The following is a 21,503-nucleotide window of genomic DNA, read 5'->3' as shown; positions in this document are numbered from 1 at the left end:
TAACTGACTAAATGACGGTATGACGGTATGACGGTATGACTATAAAGACGAAATGAATGTGGACAGCGAGTCGGATGCGGTGAGGCCGAGTTTCTTGCGGATGCGTTGGCGGTACTTTTCTATTGAACGTGGTTCCGTATTGAGCAGTCTGGCGATCTCCTTGGAGGAAAGGTCTATCCGAATGAGGGCGCAGACCTTGCGTTCGGTAGGGGTAAGGGAAGGAAAATGTTTAGACAGGTACTGAAGCGACTCACCATGGAGGTTGGATAGTTGTTCTTCGATTCCACTCCAGAAGATCTCAGTGCCGAGTGAAGCGTCGATGTCCTGAATGATATTTAGGAAGAGTTGCTTTGTTGGTTGATCGGCGATACGTGCTTGTACCCGAATCCTGCTTGAGAGATCGCGCAAACGAGCATTAGTCTCACCAATGGCTAGAGTAAGGTGAGAGAGTTCCGCGGTGCGCTTGCGGGCTTCAGCCTCGAGCTCAAGTGAGCGCTCTTGTTCTCTTCGCAACTCTTCCTGCGATCGTTCAAAACGGTGACGTTCTTCGATCGAGCGCAACTTTGAGGCAGAGTCGAGGTCAATGACGGCCCTTTCAGAAGAGTGGTAGCGCTTGTAGGCTTCAAGTGCTTGGGCGGCGTCTCCTACCGCCTCATAGGCGAATGCAAGCTCTCTGTTGATCTGATAGTGAAGTGTATGGATCGACTTTGGTTCAATGATCTGCCGTGCCTCTTCAAACAACGCGATGGCTTTGTGGATGTCATGTTCGGCATAGTCAGTCTCTGCATAGACCTGGCCGAGATTTCGTAATGCCACCGCACGTGAAACGTCAAGCCCATTGCGTCTGGCAAGCTCAAGGCACTCTAAAAATGCCTCTATCGCCGCTTGATAGTGCGTGGCTTTCTGCGTTGCATCAGCAAGGTTCAGTTGATCAACGCCAATGGACTCCCGGATCTGGATTTCTATCCGCGAGTCGATGTTATCCTCGGTACTCGAGTTGAGTTCCTTCAATGCGTCTGCGTAGGACTTCAATGCCTTGGAATAGCTTTTCTTCTTGCTATGCGTCATTCCAACACTGCGCAGGGCAAGGGCGGTCCGAGCCTTGTCTCCGCGTTGACGCATCAACACAACGGTCTTATTGAACCATACCAGCGCGTCATCGAACTCGCCGTGGTTGAAGAACACCATGCCGATGTTGCCCGAAGCAGCGGAGGCTACAGCTGTATTATTTAGTACCTCGGCATCTCGCAATGCCTGTTGGAGAAGATCCATGGCAATATCGAGATCTCCCCGGATCATCAGATATCGACCCAATTCTTGTTTGGTCCGCATAACCAGGTCGGCATCATCGCAGGCATCCAGTTCATGGATGAGCGGTTGCAACACCTCAAGTGCTTCACGTGCCGACTCTTTGCGTTCCAGTAGTTCTGCAAGCCGGAGAGCAGCACGTATCCAATGTGTCCGCCAGAGTGATCGATCGCGCTGAGCCCCCTTCATTCTATCTCTGGCCAGAGCCACAGCTGCTGCAAGGCTCTGAATGGCCGTTTCCTCGTGCACTTCGGCCCGGGAAAGGAGTTCTGTAAACCGCTCTGAATCGGTGGTTCTGGAGGGCATATCAGTAAACTACGCCTCATCCGAAAAAAATGTATCAGTGAAGCGCAACTTCTACCTCGCTAACACGCATAGGTTTTCTTCTTTGTCCATAGTTTTGTTACTTATGCGCACAACCCTCCTCGCCTTTCTCCTCCTTGTCGGTGTAGCCGTACAAGCCCAAGAACCACGGTATCGCGTTGACGTGGACCTCGCGAACGTCTTTGAAGATCGCATTCGGATCTCCATGTGGCCGCCGCGTGTTAATGCCGATACGGCCCTTGTGATCTTCCCTGTCACGGTGCCTGGCACCTACGAAGAGCACAAGTGGTGGAAGCTCGTGCGGAACTTCCGCGCTCTGGATTCATCACTCAAGGATCTTACGGTTCGACGTTCGGTCGACTCTCAATTCGTTGTGGAGAACGCTCGCAACTTGCGATTCATCTCGTATGAACTGGATGATTCGTTCGATGATACCACCAGTGGCATTGATGTGTTCGCGCCCGCAGGAACAGACTTTGAGGCCGACAGCATCTTTGTTTTGAATCACGGCGGCATCGTCTGCTTCGTTGATGGCAAACAACACGTGCCGTTTCAAGTGAACATCAAACATCCGAAACATCTCTTTGGTGGCTCTGCGATCAACATCGCTCGGATCTCTGATACGCTCGATACGTATCTGGCCGACACGTATGATCAGCTGGTGGATAGTCCAGTGATGTACTCCCTGCCAGACACCGCAACGTTCATGGTGGAGGGAGTTCGCGTGCTTGTCCATTGTGCTCATGCCGGACGTGACACCGTAGCTCCCGCCTATGCAAAGGAACTTGCTCGCCTGACCAAGACCATCGGCAAGCTTCTTCCAACGATGCCGGTGAATCATTATGCGTTCTTGCTCTATCTGTGGAAAGGTGATCGTACCAAGGTTGCCAACCCGGGCGGCATGGGCGCTCTGGAACACGGCTATAGCTCGTTCTACTTCCTTGGTTTCCAAAAGCGACCAATCGGGCTTGGAGAAGTTGCTGTCCACGAGTTCCTCCATATCCTCGTGCCGCTCAACCTTCACAGCGAAGAGATCGACTACTTTGACTTCCGCGCTCCTAAGATGTCGCAGCATCTCTGGCTCTATGAAGGCACAACTGAGTACTTCTCCACCCTCGCCCCCTTGCATGATTCTACAATCAAGGAGAATGCATTCCGCAAGGATATTGAAGGCAAACTCAAGGACATGGACAGACTTGGTAAGGACTTCTCCTTCACAGAATTCTCTCGCGATGTGCTCTCAACAAAGGGACAACAGCTCTACCCTATCGTCTATACGTACGGTGCCGTAAATGCCTTCTTGCTCGATATCGTGATCAGAGAATCGTCAGGGGGCTCCATGGGCCTCTTGGACGTGATCTATCGTCTCATGCAGGATTACGGTCCGGCTCGCCCCTTCCAAGATGACTCTCTCTTTACACTCATCGAACGTGTTACAAACGCCAAGGTTCGCGAGTACTGCGACAGATACATCAAGGGCACGGAACGTCCACCGATCAAGGATATCCTTGCACTCATCGGATGGGACTATACGGCAGAAAAAGTCTCCAAAGCTCCGGGCTTTGGATTTAAGGGCGACTTCAAAATGTTTGACGGAAAGCCTGGGCTCGTACTCAGCGTAACTGATCCAGTAAACCCGATGAAGATCGTAGATGGCGATCGCATTGTTACTGTAGAGGGAATGACGTTGCAAGAGGCATTCCAATCAGAGACCGGTCGTGCCACTTTGGAGAAGTTCCGAACCTCCAAGGTGGGAGACACACTGTCCATGGTTGTGCTCCGTGACGGACAGGAAGTGGAACTCAAAGGTGCTGCGGAGATGGTCAACAAGGTTGAACGACACTTCATTGAGATCAGTCCAACACCAACGCCAGCACAAACTGCGCTCAAACGCGCTGTGTACTACGAATAGACTATCTGCTCGACCACTCGGTGATCATCGCCTCTAACTCAGCAGGGGCGATCTGGGGCGTATCGTACATGCCGGCAACCATACGTTGTCGCATAGCCTCGTAAAGCGATACTGCGCACGCGACGGAGATGTTGAGCGACTGCACCATGCCCATCTGTGGCACAAGGAAGTTGCCATCCGCAGCCGTGCGCGCTTCTTCCGTTACCCCTTCATGTTCGTTTCCAAACACGAGGGCAACGGGCTTCGTAAGATCCATGTTGTGCAAGGAAACGGAGTCCGCAGCAAGGTGCGTGGTGTAGATCGCAAACCCCTTTGCTCTGATCGCTGCGTAACACTCTTCAACCGTTTCGAAGAGATGGATCGGGATCCATTTGAACGCACCGCCGGAAGACTTCTGGCCGAGTCCGGGAAACACCTGCCCACCATTATAGATGGCAAAAGCCTCTAACACACCCACTGCATCACACGATCGCAACACAGCACTCACGTTATGGAGATCATGCACATTCTCAAACACCACAGTTAACGTCGGCTGGCGCCTCCGCAAAACATGCTCAATGCGCGCCTTGCGCTCCGGTGTGATGATGGATGGGTTGGGCAATCGTTAGTGTGCTAATGTGCTAGTGTGCTAGTGTGCTAGTGTGCTAGTGTGCTAGTGTGCTAGTGTGCTAATGTGCGAACTTTGGAATTCGCTATTCGCTATTCGCTATTCGCTATTCTGAACTCACTTGTCTGCTTCACCCATCACCGGATCGATGCTACCGATGATCGCAACCACGTCGGAGACCATGGCGCCTTCGGCCATGAATTTCAGGGCCTGAAGGTTGGAGGATGACGGGGAGCGGATCTTGAGTTTCCATGGGTGACCGGTGCCATCGCTCACGATGAAGAAGCCGAGTTCGCCCTTTGGAGATTCAATGGCCGTGTAGGTTTCGCCTACGGGCGGCATCGTTCCGAAGTTGATGATCATGAAGTCGTTGATCAGCTCTTCCATCTTGGTGTAGATGTTGGCCTTGCGGGAGAGAACTGTTTGTGGCTGATCGTCTGCAAGAACCGGGGTACGTGGCATTGACTCGAGTTTATCGATGCACTGGTGACAGATCTTCATTGATTCCCAGATCTCGAGATCGCGGACCATGTAGCGCGAATAGCAGTCGCCATCATTACGGGTGATGACGTCAAAGTCCACCTGATCGTAGAACATGTATGGCTCGTCGCGGCGGAGGTCGCGGTTCACACCGGATCCGCGTAACGTTGCGCCGGAGAGTCCAAGTTCAATGGCCTTCTCTGCCGAGATGTAGCCAGTGCCGGCCATACGATCAACGAAGATGCGATTTCTGTTAACGAGGCGTTCTACTTCCGACATACGCTCCGGCAATTGATTCAGCCATGCACGCGTGTCGCGCAGGACGTCGTCCGGGATGTCATTGGCTACGCCGCCGATGCGAGCAAAACTCGTTGTGAAGCGAGCGCCGCACATCCGTTCGAAGAGGTCGTACTGCTTTTCACGTTCGGTGAACGTCCAAAGGAAGACCGTCATAGCGCCCACGTCCATGGACGTAGCGCCCATAGCCAAAAGGTGTGACGAGATACGAGCAAGCTCACTCACCAGCATACGGATCCATACCGCACGGTCCGGCACATGAATACCCGCAGCCTTTTCAATGGCCATACAGATCGCAACGTTGTTCGACATCGGCGAGATGTAGTCGAGTCGGTCCGTATGTGGAATGAACTCGTGATACGTACAGTTCTCGGCGATCTTTTCAAATCCACGGTGCAGATATCCCAGCTCAGGAACACACTTCACAACCGTCTCTCCGTCAAGACGAAGCAAAACGCGCAGCACACCGTGTGTTGCCGGATGCTGCGGACCCATGTTGAGAACCATATCGTTCTCAAGCGGATCCTCGAACATCGCAACAGTGTCTTTGTCCTGTACCTCGCGGAGGATCTTGTTCTGACGCAGCTTTTCAACACGTTCGATCGTGGCGGAGTTCGAGACGGGAAGGCTCATGTTAGAATGCTAGAGTGGTAGAATGCTAGAAATCGAGTGCTAGAATACTGTTATTCCACACATGCTCAAATTTACGAAACATGGGGAAGGAGGCTACTTTCTCCGAGAAAGAAGCCACTGGCGGATGCGTTCTGTGGCTACCGGCGACGGCCAATGCCCCCCATCGAATGGGACAAACAATGGCTGCATGCCGGCAGCTTCGAGAGCGTTCTTGATGCTCTCGCCCGTTTGGAACGGCACCACCGTGTCTTGTCGACCATGAGCAACCATGATGCCGAGATCAAATGACTGAAGTCCGGCATAGCGCTCAAAGACCTTACCCTCAGGATACATGCTTGCACAAATGGAGACAACGGAGGAGAAGGCATCGGGGTGACGGGTCATCACAACGTGACTATAAAATCCACCTTGAGAGAATCCTATCAGCGATGGCTTCTGTAAGGTATCTACTGGTAAGGTTCGCTGAGCATCCCGGATCACATCGTAATACCAGTCGGCAGATAGAGACACGGCCTCTGGTGAAACGGTATCACTCATTCCCATGGCATCAGCCATGGCGGTGTATCGAGGCGCTCCGGAGGACATCGTCTCCGGAAGCTTTACGTATGGGGCTTCTGGGCAGATAAACATCGTACTGTCGAGCTTCAGTTCACGGGCCCAATTGAGCATCACGGAGGGAGAATTTCCATTGCCATGAAAGAGAATCACGAGTGGATACCGTCGACCTGGTTGCATGCCTGCGGGCAGCATAACCCGGTACCTTCCAATCCGTCTCTGCGCAACAAATCTCCATTGCTCACGATAGGTGTCTTGCGGATCCGACGGTAGTTGCACAGGCGGTATCGACACGGAAACTGGCGCTGTTGATGCAGAACGTGAAGCAGACTTCTGTACCTGACTCGGTTGTTGTTCTTGTATCACCAACTCTGCGGGTGGCTCTGGTACATTGAGAGTTGCCTTGGAAGCCGGCTTCTTGCTCTTCCTCGGTGTTCCATCGGCCGTTGCTTGGAGACTTGCGCCGAGAAAAACGGTGAGAAGAAGTACATGGATGATTCTCAACGGAGGAGCTCCTTTCGCGCCTTTCTCAGCGCGCTTTTTTGTTGTGGTGAAAGTGTTGGGTATGACAAGTTCAACGAGTCCATATGCGAATGAATGATCGTTGCCATGGCAACACGAGCATACCACTTGTCGTCAGCGGGAATAACGTACCACGGGCTATCAGCTGTAGAGGTTGCCGAAATTGCTTCCTCGTAAGCGTCAAGATAATCATCCCAATATGCACGCTCTAGAACATCTCCAACGGAGAATTTCCAGTTCTTGGTTGGATCATCAATCCGACTTATCAATCGCTTACACTGTTCTTCCTTGGAAACGTGCAGAAAGAACTTTACAACGAGGGTGCCACTTCCTACTACGATGTTTTCAAACTGGCGAATCATGTGGAGTCGTTCAGCCCAGAACTCCTTTGTGATGTCCGCGATCGGGTTGATGCTCGGAAGGTTTTCACCAAGAACGATCTCTGGATGAACCCGAGATATCAGCACGTTTTCATAGTGCGAGCGATTGAAGATCCCGATCTCTCCCCTTGCAGGTAGTGCTCGGTAATGCCTCCACAGAAAGTCGTGATCGAGTTCCTCACTCGACGGTTGCTTGAACGACGTAACACGGACACCCTGCGGATTGAGTCCAGAAAGGATGTGTTTGACAGCCCCATCTTTTCCGGCAGCGTCCATCGCCTGAAGACAGATGAGCATGCCGTATTGATTGTGAGCGTATAGTTTGTCCTGCAATGCTGAAAGTCGCTCAACACTGAGGTCGAGTAGCCCACTTGCCGTGTCCTTGGTAAAGAGCTTGCCACGATATGCGGTAGCTCGCTTTCGCAGATTTGCGGCCTTGCCTTCTGCTACCTTGAGCTTGTGCAGCTCACGTTCAAATGACCCCGCAATAGTGGCAATGTGAGCTTCAGCCGAAGTAGGTTCTTTTTGCACCATTGCCGGGATTAGTTACAACTATCGACCCTCTCTCTGTACGTCGTAACCAGTAACCAGTAACTAGTAACTAGTAACTTGTAACTAGCACCTAGTCCTTCATCTTGTGGGCGAGGTGGGACTTGAACCCACACGTCCTTGCGAACACGGGCTTCTGAGACCCGCCTGTCTGCCAATTTCAGCACTCGCCCGAACCGCAGAGGAGAGGGAGGGATTCGAACCCTCGAAGGCATTGCTGCCTTAGCGGTTTTCGAGACCGCCCGATTCAACCACTCTCGCACCTCTCCATTTCTCAGCGCTTCATGGGGCCGCAAAGATAGGAAGAAGGTTGTTTACAACGTTTCTTTCAGATTCAAATACGATACGTATCGCTCCTCATCGATCTCACCTGCTTTTACGGCAGCCTTTACAGCACAATTCGGTTCATGTGTGTGCGAACACGGCGCGAATTTGCAATGAGCCGCATATGGGGTGAACTCCTCAAAGTAGAACGGGAGCTCGCCTGCTTCGAGTTCGAAGATCCCAAATTCACGGATGCCCGGTGAATCAACCACGATCCCCCCGCCCGGTAGCGGGATCACCAACGATGCGGTGGTTGTATGGCGCCCCTTCTCATACTTTTCGGAGATCGCCCCTACACGCTGACGTGCATCAGTGAAACGATTGATCATGGAGGACTTCCCCACGCCCGACGGACCGGTGAGCAGGGTGGAACGCCCGGCTAGGATGTCTTGAAGTTGCTGCATACCCGTACCGGACTTGGCACTCAGGAAGATCACCGGCAATGCCAACTGCTCGATGTAGACATGCAGGTCGTCTTCGAAATCGGGATAATACTGCGGATCGATCAGGTCCATCTTGTTGATCACGATAAAGGGCTCAAGATCTCCCTTGTCGGCAGCGATGAGATATCGGTCGATAAGGCGCTTGTTGTAGTCCGGCAACGTTGCCGACATCACGATCCCAAGCTGCTCAACATTGGCCACCAGCACCTGTTCCTTCTGGGCCTTGCCGGCAGCCTTTCTCGATAACACGGTGATACGGGGCTCCACCTTGACGATGTTGGCCGAAAGATCGCCAAGCTCCGTTCGGTCCTGCTCGGGCTCAATCCATACCACATCTCCAACAACGATCATCGTGGACGTATGGGGCACATCCACTACGCCCGACACGCCGCAGATCCAAAACTCATGGTCAACGGCAACGATCCAATTTGGACCGATCGGCGTTGCCACAATTCCGCGTAACCCCTTATGATCTATCACCTTCCCCTGCTTGATCCGTGTCTTTGTTCGCTCAGCACGCTTCGCACGTTCCCGAGTGCGAGCCTGGTAGCCTATGCCTTCTTCGTCGGATACTGCCGGTTGCAGAGGTTTTCGTTGGGACACGTGAATTTCAGTGTGAATGAAAGTTGACAGTAGGGGGCTTACGGTCGTATCTTAAGGCTGATTGAATTCAAATTAACAGGATCAAGTTGAACTATCGGTGGATCAACCGGGAATGTAAAGATGAACTTGCCGTCAAACAGATAATTTCAGAATTGAATGTCCCCTCTCCAATAGCCAGAGTGCTCGTTGGACGAGGGATTGATACGATCGACGCTGTCCAGCGGTTCTTTGAACCATCACTGGATAAACTCCATTCTCCATGGCTCATGGATGGGATGGAGTTGGCGGTTGACCGTATCGACAAGGCGATCGAAGCACATGAGATGATCTGGATCCACGGTGATTATGACGTGGACGGCACAGCAAGCGCGGCGATGGTCCTGCACTTCCTCCGGAAGATCGGGGCAAACGCCAATTACCACATTCCCAGTCGCCTAGAAGAGGGATTCGGCTTCACGCCGCTATCCGTTGAGCGCGCACGCGAAGCCGGTGCCACTGTTGTGGTAACGGTAGACGTGGGTGTTACGGCCTCGCGCGCAGTTGACCGCGCCAACGAGCTTGGTATCGACGTGATAATCTGCGATCACCACCAGGCAGCCGAAGAGATCCCCAATGCCCATGCCATCCTCGATCCGATCAAACCCGGCTGCAACTATCCGTTCAAGGGACTTGCCGCCTGCGGAGTAGCGTTCAAACTCCTGCAAGCCCTCTCGGAACGTCACGGACATCCGGAGTTGGCCTACGAATACCTCGATTTTGTGGCGATCGCCTCGGCGGCTGATATCGCCCCCTTGATCGAAGAGAACCGCATCCTGAGTCATTTTGGTCTGGAACTCCTCAACTCCTACCCGCGTCCGGGCTTTAAGGGGCTGGTGGATTGTGCCGGCCTGCATCTTGGACAGCTCACAAACGCCAGCGTGATCTTTGGACTGGCTCCGCGGATCAATGCTGCCGGACGTCTCGGCGATCCGCGCCGCGCCGTGGAGATGATGATCCAACCGGATGAGCTTAAGGCCTTCCGGATCGCTCAGGAACTAGAACACGATAACCGCCAACGCAGAACCATCGACGAACACACGTTCGAAGAAGCGTCCCGTCAGGCAGAAGCCCAGTTGATCTCAGGTAGCGGACGAGCCCTGATCCTCCACTCCAATGACTGGCATGCCGGGGTGATCGGCATCGTGGCCTCAAGGCTCGTGGAGAAATACCACGTGCCGTCGGTTATGCTCACTACGATCGACGGAATGGCCAAGGGATCGGCTCGCTCGGTGAAGGATTTTGATATCCACGGTGCCCTGAAACAATGCGAAGACCTTCTCATTGAATTCGGTGGACATAAACACGCTGCCGGACTCTCCTTGATGGTGGACCGTATCCCGGAACTCCGCGAACGCTTCGATAAGATCGCCGCTGATGCACTCACGGCCGATATGCTGAAACCTGAGATTGTGATCGATGCGGACTTACAGCTCAACGAACTAACTCCAAGCTTTTTCAAGTTCTTGGCGCAGTTTGCTCCATACGGATATAAGAATCATCGCCCGGTTTTCCACACAGAACATGTGGTGTCAGCCAATGGCGTTAAGATCGTAGGAAACAACCACTTAAAGCTGCGCGCCTTACAGAAGAACTTTGCTATTGATGCAATAGGCTTCAACCTTGGGCATAAGATCAATGACTGTAGTCACGGCAGACCGTTCTCGGTTGTCTATACTCTCGAAGAGAACCTCTTCAACGGGTCCACAACACCCCAGCTTCGTATCAAAGATCTCCGACCGGAGTAGTGAGCGCCTTCGACTTTCCACAGGTGTTTTCCTCGGTACGCGGACGCATCACTGAGGTTCGCGAATCTGAGCAACACGTTGTTATTGAAGATGCTTCTGGGGTTATCCACACCGTTCATCTACCACCTCGATCACTTGGTCTGTCCACATGGTTATCCACACGGGAGATCTTGATCGGACGTGAGATCGGAGTAGTGACTCGATCAGGGGGCTCAGGTAGAACTTGGATCGTACTCGACCCAGACGTTGTGGTAGACATCACAGAGGCGGCTCAACTCGTCACCACCTCCGGAGTGGCAGAGGATCAGGTCCTTGTAAAGCGAATGCGGCGTTCAGGAGCGATGAGCCTAGCGCTCACAGGCACCTTGGTCAATACTGCCTTTGATATTCTCACACGTCAGCCAACCCTCTCTGACGAGGTCATCATGGCTGATGCCGAGCGTACAAGGCCACTTTCCTTGGCCGCCGCGGCTCGAGAGAACTCTCTGGGCAAGATCAACGACGTTCTAACGCGGGCTATGTCGGCTCTGCGAGCCCAATACACCACGTTCTCAAACGGTATGATCGCGTTGGAGCCCCATTACATCTCCCCTACGTTCGGGTTACAGGGCAGAGCGGACATCTGTGTACGCAACGGAGATACAACCCGAGTAATCGAAATGAAGGCAGGTTCGGCGGCTTCCGGAGTTTCCGTCAGACCTGATCATGCCGCACAGGTGGCTGGTTATACGGCCTTGGTGCAGGCAACGGAGCCAGGTCGAACGGTGTCGGCCGAGGTCTGGTACGTACAAGCGGAACACGTCCCGATACGCCCAGTGAACGACGTCGACCAATGGCTTTCCCTCTTGATCGCAGCCCGGAACGTGATCATCGCCAATGATCTTGCCCTTACGAAGCGACAGATAGGTCCTGTTCGACGCATCATGCAGTCAGGTTCGGTCACGGGCGGTTCTTCATATGACGAACATGCCCGCGCCGACCTGGCCGCGGCCCTCACCTACCTCGATGCAACAGAGGCCTTGGTTGTGCGTGCCTGGCTTGGATTTACCTCGGCCGATCACGAAATGGTGAGAATTGGAGGGGGCTCTTCACGATCCACCGCCGACTTGTGGCGACAGGACATCACAGAGAAGAGGCGCGCCTCAACCGTGATCACGGATCTCGAACTCGATGAGTCAGGATCGAACATGGACCGCATGCACCTTGTCTTGCGGAGGCAGGAGCCCCTTACAGACTGTGCTTTAAGGATCGGTGATCCCGTGATCCTTCATCCTGAGAGTAATGGTGAGGCACGACCATGTGACGGACCGTTGTTCAAGGCCGTTCTTCGTACGATCGGTCCGCTTGAACTTGAAGTATCTCTGCGGAACAAATACGCCGAGGTAGAAGACCTCATTGGTCGACGGTGGATCCTAGAACAGGACGTTCTCGACACATCGGTGAGATCTTTCTACGCAGCCATCCGAACATTCATTGATACACCGGAATCGAAGCGATCCGTGCTGCTGGGCAGGCGCGACCCGCATCATTCTCCGATCAAGGAGATCGACGCAATAGGGCTCACGTCCGAACAGAAATCCATTATTGAACGTGCCTTGGCCAGCGACGAACTCTTCCTGATCCAGGGTCCGCCTGGAACTGGCAAAACATCCGCCGTCCTGAGATCGATCGTTGCCGATCTCGTGAACCGTCCCAACGAGCGAGTGCTCGCCGTGGCCTATACCAACCGCGCTGCCAACGAGATATCAGCTGTACTGGCACACCATGGAATTGCCCACCTCCGTCACGGAAGTAGTGAAGGGGCTTTGGGTGAACGTTCCATTCCCGTACTCGGACAACGTCTTTCTCCGCAAGAGTTATCGGACGCTATTGCTGAATCGCGGTGCATCGTTTCTACCGTGCAGTCCTTGTACTCCAGTGCAGAGATCTGGGAATTCGGTGCGTTCACAACGGCCGTGGTCGACGAAGCGTCGCAGATCCTGGAGACACCGTTGATCGGCATCACAAGCCGAGTTGGCCGGGCCATCCTCATCGGTGACCAATGTCAACTGCCTGCCGTTGTTACCCAACGTCAGGATGCATTGGTCGTCCGTGGACCCGCCTTTGAAGAGATCTGTATGACGTCTCTTGGAATGTCGGCATTTGAACGCCTCATCCGTTGTGCTGCCAAGCGGGGCGATGAGAGGTCAACGGCGATGCTCACGAAACAAGGGCGGATGCATCAGGACGTTATGGACTTCGTTTCAAGAACGTTCTACGGTGGGAAACTCAATACCCTTGCGGGTTGGCAATGCTCCAAGGAGCCCCTTCCTTGGTCGGAGATCCTGCCGAGTAGGACGGGTTTCCTTTCCGTAGAATCCTCGGACGATCAGGCCCAGGCAGAAGCCCGTGTTCTTGTGAACCTTGCTACTGCAATTCACAGCCACGCTGTTAGGTCTGGACACGAGACATCCATTGGCATCATCACCCCATTTCGCGTCCAGAACAACGCCATCCTTGCGATGCTCCCTACCGAACTGACCGGCGTGGTGTCCGTGGACACCGTTGAGCGCTTCCAAGGCAGCGAACGCGATGTGATCCTCTACGGGACCTGTGTGCGGGAACCAGCAGAGCTTGAGAGTATTGTCTCTCCTACCGAGGTGAATGGCGTGGTGATCGATAGGAAGCTCAATGTGGCAATGACCCGGGCCCGACATCAGTTCATTTTGATAGGGTCACCGTCAGTTCTCCAATTCTCCCCAGCCTATGCTCAAGCGATCCGTCAACTTCCCAGGATTTACGTACAACGTAATACGTAGTTGTACGGAGGGATTTTTGTTTGTAGATTGTCACTCATGTATTCGTCCATCCCTTTGGGAGTGACCATGGCTCGTCCGATCCTTATTCTCATATCGTTGATCTGCGTAGCAGTCTCTTCGTATGCTCAGCGCACAATCACCCTGCCCAAGGGTACTGAATTGAATTTGCGATTGTTGGCTGACAACGTTGGGTATCCTGCCAGCATGACTCAAGGGAACGATGGCTACCTTTGGCTTACAGACCGGGTGAGTGGGAACGTGCTTCGTGTCCACCCTATTACAGGGGTTACCACAACAGTTCTTACGGTTGACATCTCAGTGAGCCCGAGTGATCCCAATGTGCGCGGTGGTCTTTATGGCATTGCCCTGCACCCATCCTTCACCACAGGCACCCCTATAGTCTTTGTCACGTCAACACGGGTAGGAGACACGTTGGTTGTTGAGCGGTACCGTTTCGATGGTGAAAAGCTTATTGAACCACGGCGAATCTTTGCAACAGGAGGCGTCCCTTTGTCGCAGGGCCTTACCTTGGAAACGCTGGCTGACAATACGCTTCTCGTGAGTGTTGGGTCCTACGACAATCTCGACCCTAACAAGATGGAGAACGTGAATGGCAAGGTCATACGTATGACTTTTGAAGGAGAAGCCGTTCCGTCAAATCCCCACTTCTCTGAAACGTTCCCCAAAAGTGCAGGTTCATACATCTATACTTCAGGGCATCGCAACCCACTTGGCCTTGTACAGGTCCCGCCTACCTCTTCTGTCAACGCCGGAGTGATCTACTCTACGGAAATGGGCCCACTTTCTTTTGACGAGGTTAATCGCCTCGAAGCCGGTTCAAATTACGGTTGGTTGAACATAGCAGGCTATTGCACAAGTGCCCCTCAGGGGATGAAGTGCCCCCTTGCTACTATGAATCAGGCTCCAAGTGGAATGGCCTATTATGGCTCAAATGCAATACCGGACTGGACGAACTCCTTGCTGATCGGCACGTTACGTGGAAGAGGATTGGTTGTCGCCAACCTCAATGAAGGCGGTTTGGTCACCAATATTGATGCTACGCGTCCATCGGACGATGTAATGACGCTTGATGAAGGCCAGTTGATCGACCTCTCACTTGAGGGAGAGACCGAGCGTATCATGGATGTAACTGTAGCTCAAGACGGTAGAGTTTACGCAGCTCTGTACGAAAGTGGAGATGCAAAACGCGGTCGCATCGTTGTTCTTGAGAATCCGGCCGTTCATAATCCTACCTCTGTTGAAGGGTCCGATCTTGCCGTTTCAGCTGGCTTCAGCTACGGACCGAACCCTGCACGAAACGAACTCCGGATACGCCTGGATGAAGCCTCCCCATCACAATGGACCGTTTCTGTTGTGGACATCAAGGGTAGAACGATGTACTCAGTGGAAGTTGCTTCCTCCGCTACAGAGGTGTTGATCCCAACAGCTTCATTGGCCTCGGGCGTTTACATGCTCGTTATCAAGAACGAATCTTCAACCAAGACGGCAACGTTCAGTCGTTGATATCGTTTCGACGTCGTTCACGCTTGCATTGTAGTTTTGCCCAATGGCAGGACACAGCAAGTGGGCAAACATCAAGCGGCGTAAGGCTGTTGTAGATGCAAAACGTGGCAAGCTCTTTACGAGATCTTCGAAGGAGATCATTGTAGCAGCACGTATTGGAGGGGGCGACCCAGACGGAAATTCCCGACTTCGCATGGCGATCGAGAACGCTAAGGCGATTTCGATGCCTGCGGATAACATCAAGCGCGCAATCCTGCGGGGCACGGGTGAACTAGAAGGTCTTACCTACGAGGACGTTACCTATGAAGGGTATGGGCCTGGCGGCGTGGCCGTGATCGTTGTCTGCACTACAGACCACCGCAACCGAACAACACAACAACTTCGAGCCTCCTTCGCCAAATATGGCGGCGCACTCGGCGAGACCAACTCCGTGAACTGGAATTTCACGCGCAAGGGCGAGATCCGGATCGAGACAGATCGCTCAGAGGAAGAGCTTCTTGAGATCTCACTTGAGGCAGGAGCAGATGATGTTGTAATGATCGATGACGGAGCAGTGATCATTTGCGCCGTTGATATGCTTGGCACATGCGCCAACACCGTTGTTGCATCGAGTCTCAGTGTTCGGGAACAACACATCGTCTTTGAGCCGAACACTACGATAGAGATCGACGATCCGGAGATCGAGAACAAGCTGTTGAAATTTCTCGATGCACTTGATGACAACGACGATGTACAAAGCGTCTTTCATAATGCCGAATTGAGAGACGACGAGTGATGCGCATCCTCGGCATCGATCCGGGATCCGTTGTGTGTGGCTACGGCGTTATCGACGTAGAAGGCTCTACGATGACCCTGGTTGAATACGGCGTTGTTGCCGTAAAACGGAGAACCTCCTCGTTCCCTGCCCGACTTCGCGAGATCCATGACCGGCTTGCCGCCGTGATCGAACGCACCTCACCTGATGTATGCTCAATGGAGAAGGTCTTCTACGCGAAGAACGTGCTCTCCATCGTCCAGCTTGCCCACGCCCGTGGCGTTGCAATGCTTGCCTGCGCCCAAGCCGGACACGATCCGATCGAATACACGCCGATGCAGGTAAAGCGTAGCGTTACGGGTCGAGGAGCCGCTCCAAAGGACCAAGTTCAGCATATGGTGAAGGCCATCCTCTCGATCGAGGAGACACATGAGTTCTTCGATGCAACGGATGCGCTTGCCGTAGCCATCTGCCACGCTGTAAATGGTGGCCCGCCCCCTGCCCTTAAACGCGGAGGAGCCACCTCCAAACGTCAGGCATGGAAGGACTTTGTTGAGAAGAACCCGTCCAAGGTGAAGAAGTCCTAGGGGATCACAGCCATTCGGCGCATTCATGGTATTTTTGCGCCCACGATTCCTTCTCACATTCCATTGAACGGACACCCAAATGGCCATCAAGATCGCGATCAACGGTTTCGGACGCATTGGACGCCTTGTTTTTCGTGCAATCAAGCAACGCGGACTCGATGTAGAGATCGTGGGCATCAACGACCTTACTGACGCAGCAACACTGGCACATCTCCTGAAATATGATTCGGCCCATGGTCGCTTCAACGGTACAGTAGAAGTAGATGGCTCAACGATCATCGTAGACGGTGCACGTATCGCTATCTCCGCAGAAAAGCAGATCGAGAATCTTCCATGGAAGGGGCTTGATGTGGTGATCGAATCAACAGGCGTCTTCACATCGAAGGAAGCTCTCACCAAGCACCTCGCACACGCACGCAAGGTGGTTCTTACAGCACCGGCGAAGGACAAGCTGGATGGAACGATCGTGCTCGGCGTGAATGACGATGAGCTCACGGCAGACATGAACGTGCTCTCCAATGCATCATGCACTACGAACTGTCTTGCTCCAATGGTGAAGATCCTCAATGATGCCTTCGGTATCGAACAAGGCTACATGACAACGGTTCATGCCTACACGAACGATCAGAATATCCTTGACCTTCCGCACAAAGACCTGCGTCGCGCACGTGCTGCCGCTGTGAACATCATCCCAACAACTACCGGTGCAGCAAAGGCAGTAAGCGAAGTGATCCCATCGATGAAGGGGAAACTTGACGGACTTGCATTCCGCGTTCCAGTTCCTGATGGCTCGGTAACAGACTTTACCGCTGTCCTCTCCAAGCCGGCAACAAAGGATGAGATCAACGCCGCCTTCAAAGCTGCAGCCGACGGTCCACTCAAGGGCTATCTGGAATACTGCACCGATCCGATCGTATCCAGTGACATCGTTGGTAATCCGCATTCATGCATCTTCGATGCACTCAGCACGATGTCCTTTGGCAATACGGTGAAGGTTGTTGGCTGGTATGACAATGAATGGGGCTATTCCAATCGCATCGTGGATCTCCTCCTCCGGGTGAGTGCGTGATCACCAGCATTGCAGATGTGGACGTCAGCGGCAAACGTGTTCTGACGCGTGTTGACTTCAACGTCCCTCAAGATGAAAACGGAGCGATCACGGATGATAACCGCATCCGTGAGTCGCTCCCTACCATCAGAACGATCATCAAGAACGGTGGGATCGCCGTTCTGATGTCGCACCTTGGTCGCCCAAAGGGAGAACGCAAACTCAAGTATTCGTTGCGACCTGTTGCCGACCGTCTTGTACAACTTCTTGAAGCCGATGGCGCATCTGTCCACTTCGCAGAAGATTGCATTGGTGAGGCAGCGGCAACGGCCGTTGCCGCTGCGAAGCCGGGCGATGTTGTACTCTTGGAGAATCTTCGGTTCTATCCGCAAGAAGAGGCAAATGATGCCGATTTCTGTGCGGCGTTGGCCGTGAGTGGCGATGTCTACTGCAACGACGCATTTGGTACAGCACACCGAGCACATGCGAGTACGTCTGGAGTTGCGGCGCTCTTTCCAAACGTCTGTGCCGGACTTCTCATGCAGAAGGAACTGGCCTACCTCGGCAAGGCCCTGGACGAACCAGCCCGCCCCCTTGTAAGTGTGATGGGTGGATCAAAGATCTCAGGGAAGATCGATGTGATCTCCGCACTCATGGATAAGTGCGACACCATTCTCATCGGCGGCGGAATGATGTTCACCTTTCTTAAGGCGCAGGGGCATAATGTTGGCTCCTCGCTTGTAGAGGAGGACCGTATCGACCTTGCACGGCAGTTACTGCAGGACGCGACTTCTCGCAATGTTCAGCTTGTCCTGCCAACCGACACAGTAGCAGCTCGTTCGTTTTCCAATGATGCCGAGCAAACCGTGGTCTCCGTCACTGAGATCGAAGATGGTTGGATGGGGCTTGATATCGGTCCCGAGACGTCCAAGACCTATTCTGGGATCATTGAAGCTGCCGGAACAGTGGTATGGAACGGTCCAATGGGCGTGTTTGAGTTCTCGAATTTCGCTTCCGGAACGCGGTCTGTATCCGACGCCATGGCCAAGGCTACGGCCAACGGGGCGATCACGATCGTTGGCGGTGGAGATTCAGCTGCTGCCATCTCGCAATTCGGTCAGGCAACACACGTCACTCACGTTTCCACCGGCGGCGGTGCCTCACTCGAGTTTCTCGAAGGCAAAACGCTGCCCGGCGTTGTTGCACTGGATCGATAACACATGTCACCAAACCTTGGTCAGGGTCGCGGTTACGCCGTCTTCCCGCCGTTCATCAAGTTCCTCCTCGCTGCCAACGTAGCGATCTTCCTCGTTCAGTCCGTCTTCCTGATGGGGCTCACGTATTCCGGACGTCCGGTAGAAGAGACCGTGATGACGCTCTTTGCCCTCTGGCCCGTAGAATCCGGATTCATGCCATGGCAGTTGCTCACCTACCAGTTCATGCACGGATCGTTCGGTCACCTCTTCTTCAACATGCTCGCTCTCTGGATGTTCGGCATGGAGCTGGAGAACCTCTGGGGTACGAAGAAGTTCGCCACCTACTACCTTCTCTCCGGCATCGCAGCTGGCGCTGTCCATATCGCCATCAGCCCCCTGCTGAAAGAGACACTTGGACCAACCGTAGGAGCATCGGGATCGATCATGGGAGTGTTGTTGGCATTCGGCCTTACGTTCCCAACACGTCCGGTGATGATGTTCCCGATCTTCTTCCCGATCCCTGCACGCATCTTTGTGATGATCTATGCAGGTATCGACCTTCTCTCCGGACTCTTCAATACAAGTGACGGTGTTGCGCACTTCGCCCACCTTGGCGGTGCACTTGGCGGCTACTTGTTGCTCAAGTTCGGCGAGCCGTTGTTCCGTATGATCGATCGTAAGGGCGGCCCCATCCCATCACGGCTTCGCGATGAAGACAATATCATCGAGGCCGATTTCCGAGACCTTCCGTCTCGGTATGAACGTCGCGAGGTGATGACGCCTACTGCTCCGCCCCCTCCAAGAACCAGTACCCCAACACGATTTGTTGTAGACGGGGCTCCTATCACGCAAGAGATGATCGATGAGATACTCGACAAGATCTCACAGGCCGGTTATCATAGCTTGACGGAGGCAGAGAAACGTGTTCTCTTTGAAGTAAGCCGACAACTCTGATCATGCAGCTTTCTGACGTTGCTCTCCCGTCGTATTGCGAATCCCTGACGACGTACCAACGCCGACAGACGATCGACGTTGCCATTGGTGACCTGGGGTTGGGCTCGTCCTTCCCTATTCGTGTGCAGTCCATGACCACCACGAACACAATGGATACCGAGGCCACTGTTGCACAGTCCATACGGATGATCGATGCAGGGTGCGAACTCGTTCGCATCACAGCACCAAGCATGCGTGAGGCCAAGAATCTCGAAGAGATCCGCAAGGAGCTTCGCGCTCGCGGATACACCACACCGCTTGTAGCCGACATCCATTACACGCCAAATGCTGCGGAGATAGCCGCCCGGGTAGTAGAGAAAGTTCGGATCAATCCGGGGAACTATGTTGACAAGAAGCAGTTCAATGTGATCGAATACACTGACGCCGAATACGCTGCCGAAATGGAACGTATTCGCGACCGTTTCCTGCCCCTTATCCGTATCTGCAAGGAATATGGGACGGCGATGCGTATCGGAACCAATCATGGTTCGTTATCGGACCGCATTATGAGTCGTTACGGAGACAACCCCCACGGCATGGTTGAATCTGCGTTGGAGTTTCTTCGTGTTGCAGACGATGAAGGATATGACAACATCGTACTGTCGATGAAGTCGAGCAATGCCCTCGTCATGATCCAAGCCTACCGACTGCTTGTGGCTCGTCTCAAACATGAAGGTCTCAAACCATATCCATTGCATCTCGGTGTGACCGAGGCCGGAGACGGCGAAGACGGTCGTGTGAAAAGTGCATTAGGAATCGGCACCCTGCTTGAGGACGGACTTGGTGACACCATCCGCGTCTCTCTCACCGAGGAACCGGAGGCCGAGATCCCCGTGGCACAGGCTCTTGCACGGAGGTATACGTGAGAGATCCGTATTCGTACCACAGGCGGAGTTCCCGTGCCGTGGCTAGCATTGGCTTCGACAACGTTCCGAGGGTCATAGCAGACCTTACAGGAGCCGAGAACGTGAGCATGGAGGACTTAGCTGCAGTTGGTCACGTCTATGACCCCGTAACGGATAAATGGACGATGAGAGATCAAGCCGCGGAGTTGCTCTACATGGGCACCTCCCCATTGACCTTCATGGCTCCATCAGGTACGCGGCAGATCCTTGATCATCGCAGTTGGCTCACACATTCAGATCGCTTCTATTGTGTACCGCTCATCGAAGCGGCCGAGTATTTCAGCTCCACGGATCGTCACTCCGTGATGAACATCGTGCGCTGTGAGATCCGCGAGATCACGCATGAGCTCCTGGAGCAAATTGGAGCCGATACCACAGCCGTGTTGATGCTGCGAAGTGAGTCGCGATCATACTACACCAGCATGCGCATGGCATGTGATACGATCCTTCTGAACGGCATCACAACACCGATCATCCTTGAACGGCAATTGGATGCTCACTCTCCGGATGTTGCTGCGCTTTATGCAGCCACCGACCTGGGAGGACTGCTCGTGGACGGATACGGCGACGGAGTGATGCTAACCGTTGGTATCGCTGAGCGCCGCGATGAAGCACTCTCTCTTCGGCTCGCGTACAATGTCTTGCAGGCAGCGCGGACTCGCATGACAAAGACAGAGTATATCAGCTGTCCGTCCTGCGGAAGAACACTGTTTGACCTGCAGGAGACCACGTCGCTCATTCGGTCACACACTGATCATCTCAAGGGTGTGAAGATCGGCATCATGGGATGCATCGTCAACGGTCCGGGCGAAATGGCCGATGCGGACTATGGCTACGTAGGGTCGGGTCCCGAGCGGATCACGCTCTATCGAGGCCAAGACATCGTTCAGCGCAACATCCCGGCTGCCGGTGCAGTGGATGCGCTGATGGACATCATCAAGACCGATGGGCGCTGGGTAGAGCGCAGCTAGAGCTAA

General features: G+C 53.6%; 15 protein-coding genes, 2 tRNA genes and 1 pseudogene. 10 read left to right on the top strand and 8 right to left on the bottom strand.

The genetic code is table 11. From position 1 onward, the window contains the following. Positions 1-39 precede the first annotated feature (39 nt). A complete protein-coding gene (locus IPI29_01945) occupies positions 40-1,614 on the bottom strand; it encodes a hypothetical protein (GenBank protein ID MBK7411297.1) in 1,575 nt (524 codons plus the stop codon). A 103-nt stretch (positions 1,615-1,717) separates the two neighbouring features. Here IPI29_01945 and IPI29_01940 point away from each other — a divergent pair, with 103 nt between their 5' ends. Further along, positions 1,718-3,544: a hypothetical protein gene (locus tag IPI29_01940; GenBank protein ID MBK7411296.1), complete on the top strand. Its 1,827-nt coding sequence runs from the start codon at positions 1,718-1,720 to the stop codon at positions 3,542-3,544. A 1-nt stretch (position 3,545) separates the two neighbouring features. Here IPI29_01940 and IPI29_01935 read toward each other — a convergent pair whose 3' ends face one another. The 7 genes from IPI29_01935 to rsgA form a co-directional block, all read right to left on the bottom strand. Then, the gene (locus IPI29_01935; protein MBK7411295.1) at positions 3,546-4,127 is read right to left on the bottom strand and encodes an RNA methyltransferase; all 582 of its coding nucleotides are present in this window, start codon (positions 4,125-4,127) and stop codon (positions 3,546-3,548) included. A 141-nt stretch (positions 4,128-4,268) separates the two neighbouring features. Continuing rightward, positions 4,269-5,561, bottom strand: a complete 1,293-nt coding sequence (gene nuoD, locus IPI29_01930) for an NADH dehydrogenase (quinone) subunit D (protein ID MBK7411294.1) — start codon at positions 5,559-5,561, stop codon at positions 4,269-4,271. Between the two features lie 93 nt (positions 5,562-5,654). After that, positions 5,655-6,620, bottom strand: coding sequence for a hypothetical protein (locus IPI29_01925; protein MBK7411293.1), 966 nt, complete (start codon positions 6,618-6,620; stop codon positions 5,655-5,657). Continuing rightward, entirely contained in the window at positions 6,617-7,552 is a 936-nt protein-coding gene (locus tag IPI29_01920) for a polyphosphate kinase 2 family protein (GenBank protein ID MBK7411292.1), read from the bottom strand. The genes IPI29_01925 and IPI29_01920 overlap by 4 nt, the downstream gene beginning before the upstream one ends. 104 nt (positions 7,553-7,656) lie before the next feature. After that, positions 7,657-7,740: transfer RNA gene (locus IPI29_01915), tRNA-Leu, on the bottom strand. 9 nt (positions 7,741-7,749) lie between these two features. Continuing rightward, a tRNA-Ser gene (locus IPI29_01910) sits at positions 7,750-7,836 on the bottom strand. A 45-nt stretch (positions 7,837-7,881) separates the two neighbouring features. Beyond that, positions 7,882-8,937, bottom strand: a complete 1,056-nt coding sequence (gene rsgA / locus IPI29_01905; protein ID MBK7411291.1) for a ribosome small subunit-dependent GTPase A — start codon at positions 8,935-8,937, stop codon at positions 7,882-7,884. Between the two features lie 152 nt (positions 8,938-9,089). Here rsgA and recJ point away from each other — a divergent pair, with 152 nt between their 5' ends. The 9 genes and pseudogenes from recJ (at position 9,090) to ispG (ending at position 21,497) form a co-directional block, all read left to right on the top strand. After that, positions 9,090-10,721: a single-stranded-DNA-specific exonuclease RecJ gene (recJ, locus tag IPI29_01900; GenBank protein ID MBK7411290.1), complete on the top strand. Its 1,632-nt coding sequence runs from the start codon at positions 9,090-9,092 to the stop codon at positions 10,719-10,721. Positions 10,722-10,744: 23 nt separating this feature from the next. Next, complete coding sequence (locus IPI29_01895; GenBank protein ID MBK7411289.1) at positions 10,745-13,519, top strand: ATP-dependent helicase; 2,775 nt, start codon at positions 10,745-10,747, stop codon at positions 13,517-13,519. A 66-nt stretch (positions 13,520-13,585) separates the two neighbouring features. Beyond that, positions 13,586-15,043 (top strand): PQQ-dependent sugar dehydrogenase, encoded by a 1,458-nt coding sequence (locus IPI29_01890; GenBank protein MBK7411288.1) that lies wholly within the window; start codon positions 13,586-13,588, stop codon positions 15,041-15,043. A gap of 43 nt (positions 15,044-15,086) precedes the next feature. Further along, positions 15,087-15,818: a YebC/PmpR family DNA-binding transcriptional regulator gene (locus IPI29_01885; GenBank protein MBK7411287.1), complete on the top strand. Its 732-nt coding sequence runs from the start codon at positions 15,087-15,089 to the stop codon at positions 15,816-15,818. Continuing rightward, positions 15,815-16,384, top strand: a complete 570-nt coding sequence (gene ruvC, locus IPI29_01880) for a crossover junction endodeoxyribonuclease RuvC (protein ID MBK7411286.1) — start codon at positions 15,815-15,817, stop codon at positions 16,382-16,384. The genes IPI29_01885 and ruvC overlap by 4 nt, the downstream gene beginning before the upstream one ends. A 79-nt stretch (positions 16,385-16,463) precedes the next feature. Next, entirely contained in the window at positions 16,464-17,453 is a 990-nt protein-coding gene (gene gap, locus IPI29_01875) for a type I glyceraldehyde-3-phosphate dehydrogenase (GenBank protein MBK7411285.1), read from the top strand. Continuing rightward, positions 17,402-18,649 (top strand): phosphoglycerate kinase, encoded by a 1,248-nt coding sequence (locus IPI29_01870; protein MBK7411284.1) that lies wholly within the window; start codon positions 17,402-17,404, stop codon positions 18,647-18,649. The genes gap and IPI29_01870 overlap by 52 nt, the downstream gene beginning before the upstream one ends. Before the next feature lie 3 nt (positions 18,650-18,652). After that, positions 18,653-19,582 carry a rhomboid family intramembrane serine protease gene (locus IPI29_01865; GenBank protein ID MBK7411283.1) on the top strand — a complete coding sequence of 310 codons (930 nt, stop codon included), beginning with the start codon at positions 18,653-18,655 and terminating at the stop codon, positions 19,580-19,582. A 2-nt stretch (positions 19,583-19,584) separates the two neighbouring features. Further along, positions 19,585-21,497 (top strand): annotated as a pseudogene (ispG, locus tag IPI29_01860) ((E)-4-hydroxy-3-methylbut-2-enyl-diphosphate synthase). Positions 21,498-21,503 lie beyond the last annotated feature (6 nt).

It is taken from the genome of Ignavibacteria bacterium (genome assembly GCA_016707005.1).
GTDB lineage: Bacteria > Bacteroidota > Ignavibacteria > Kapaibacteriales > Kapaibacteriaceae > UBA10438.
The sequence above is the reverse complement of the archived record's forward strand: the minus strand, read 5'-3'. Positions and strand labels throughout refer to the sequence as shown.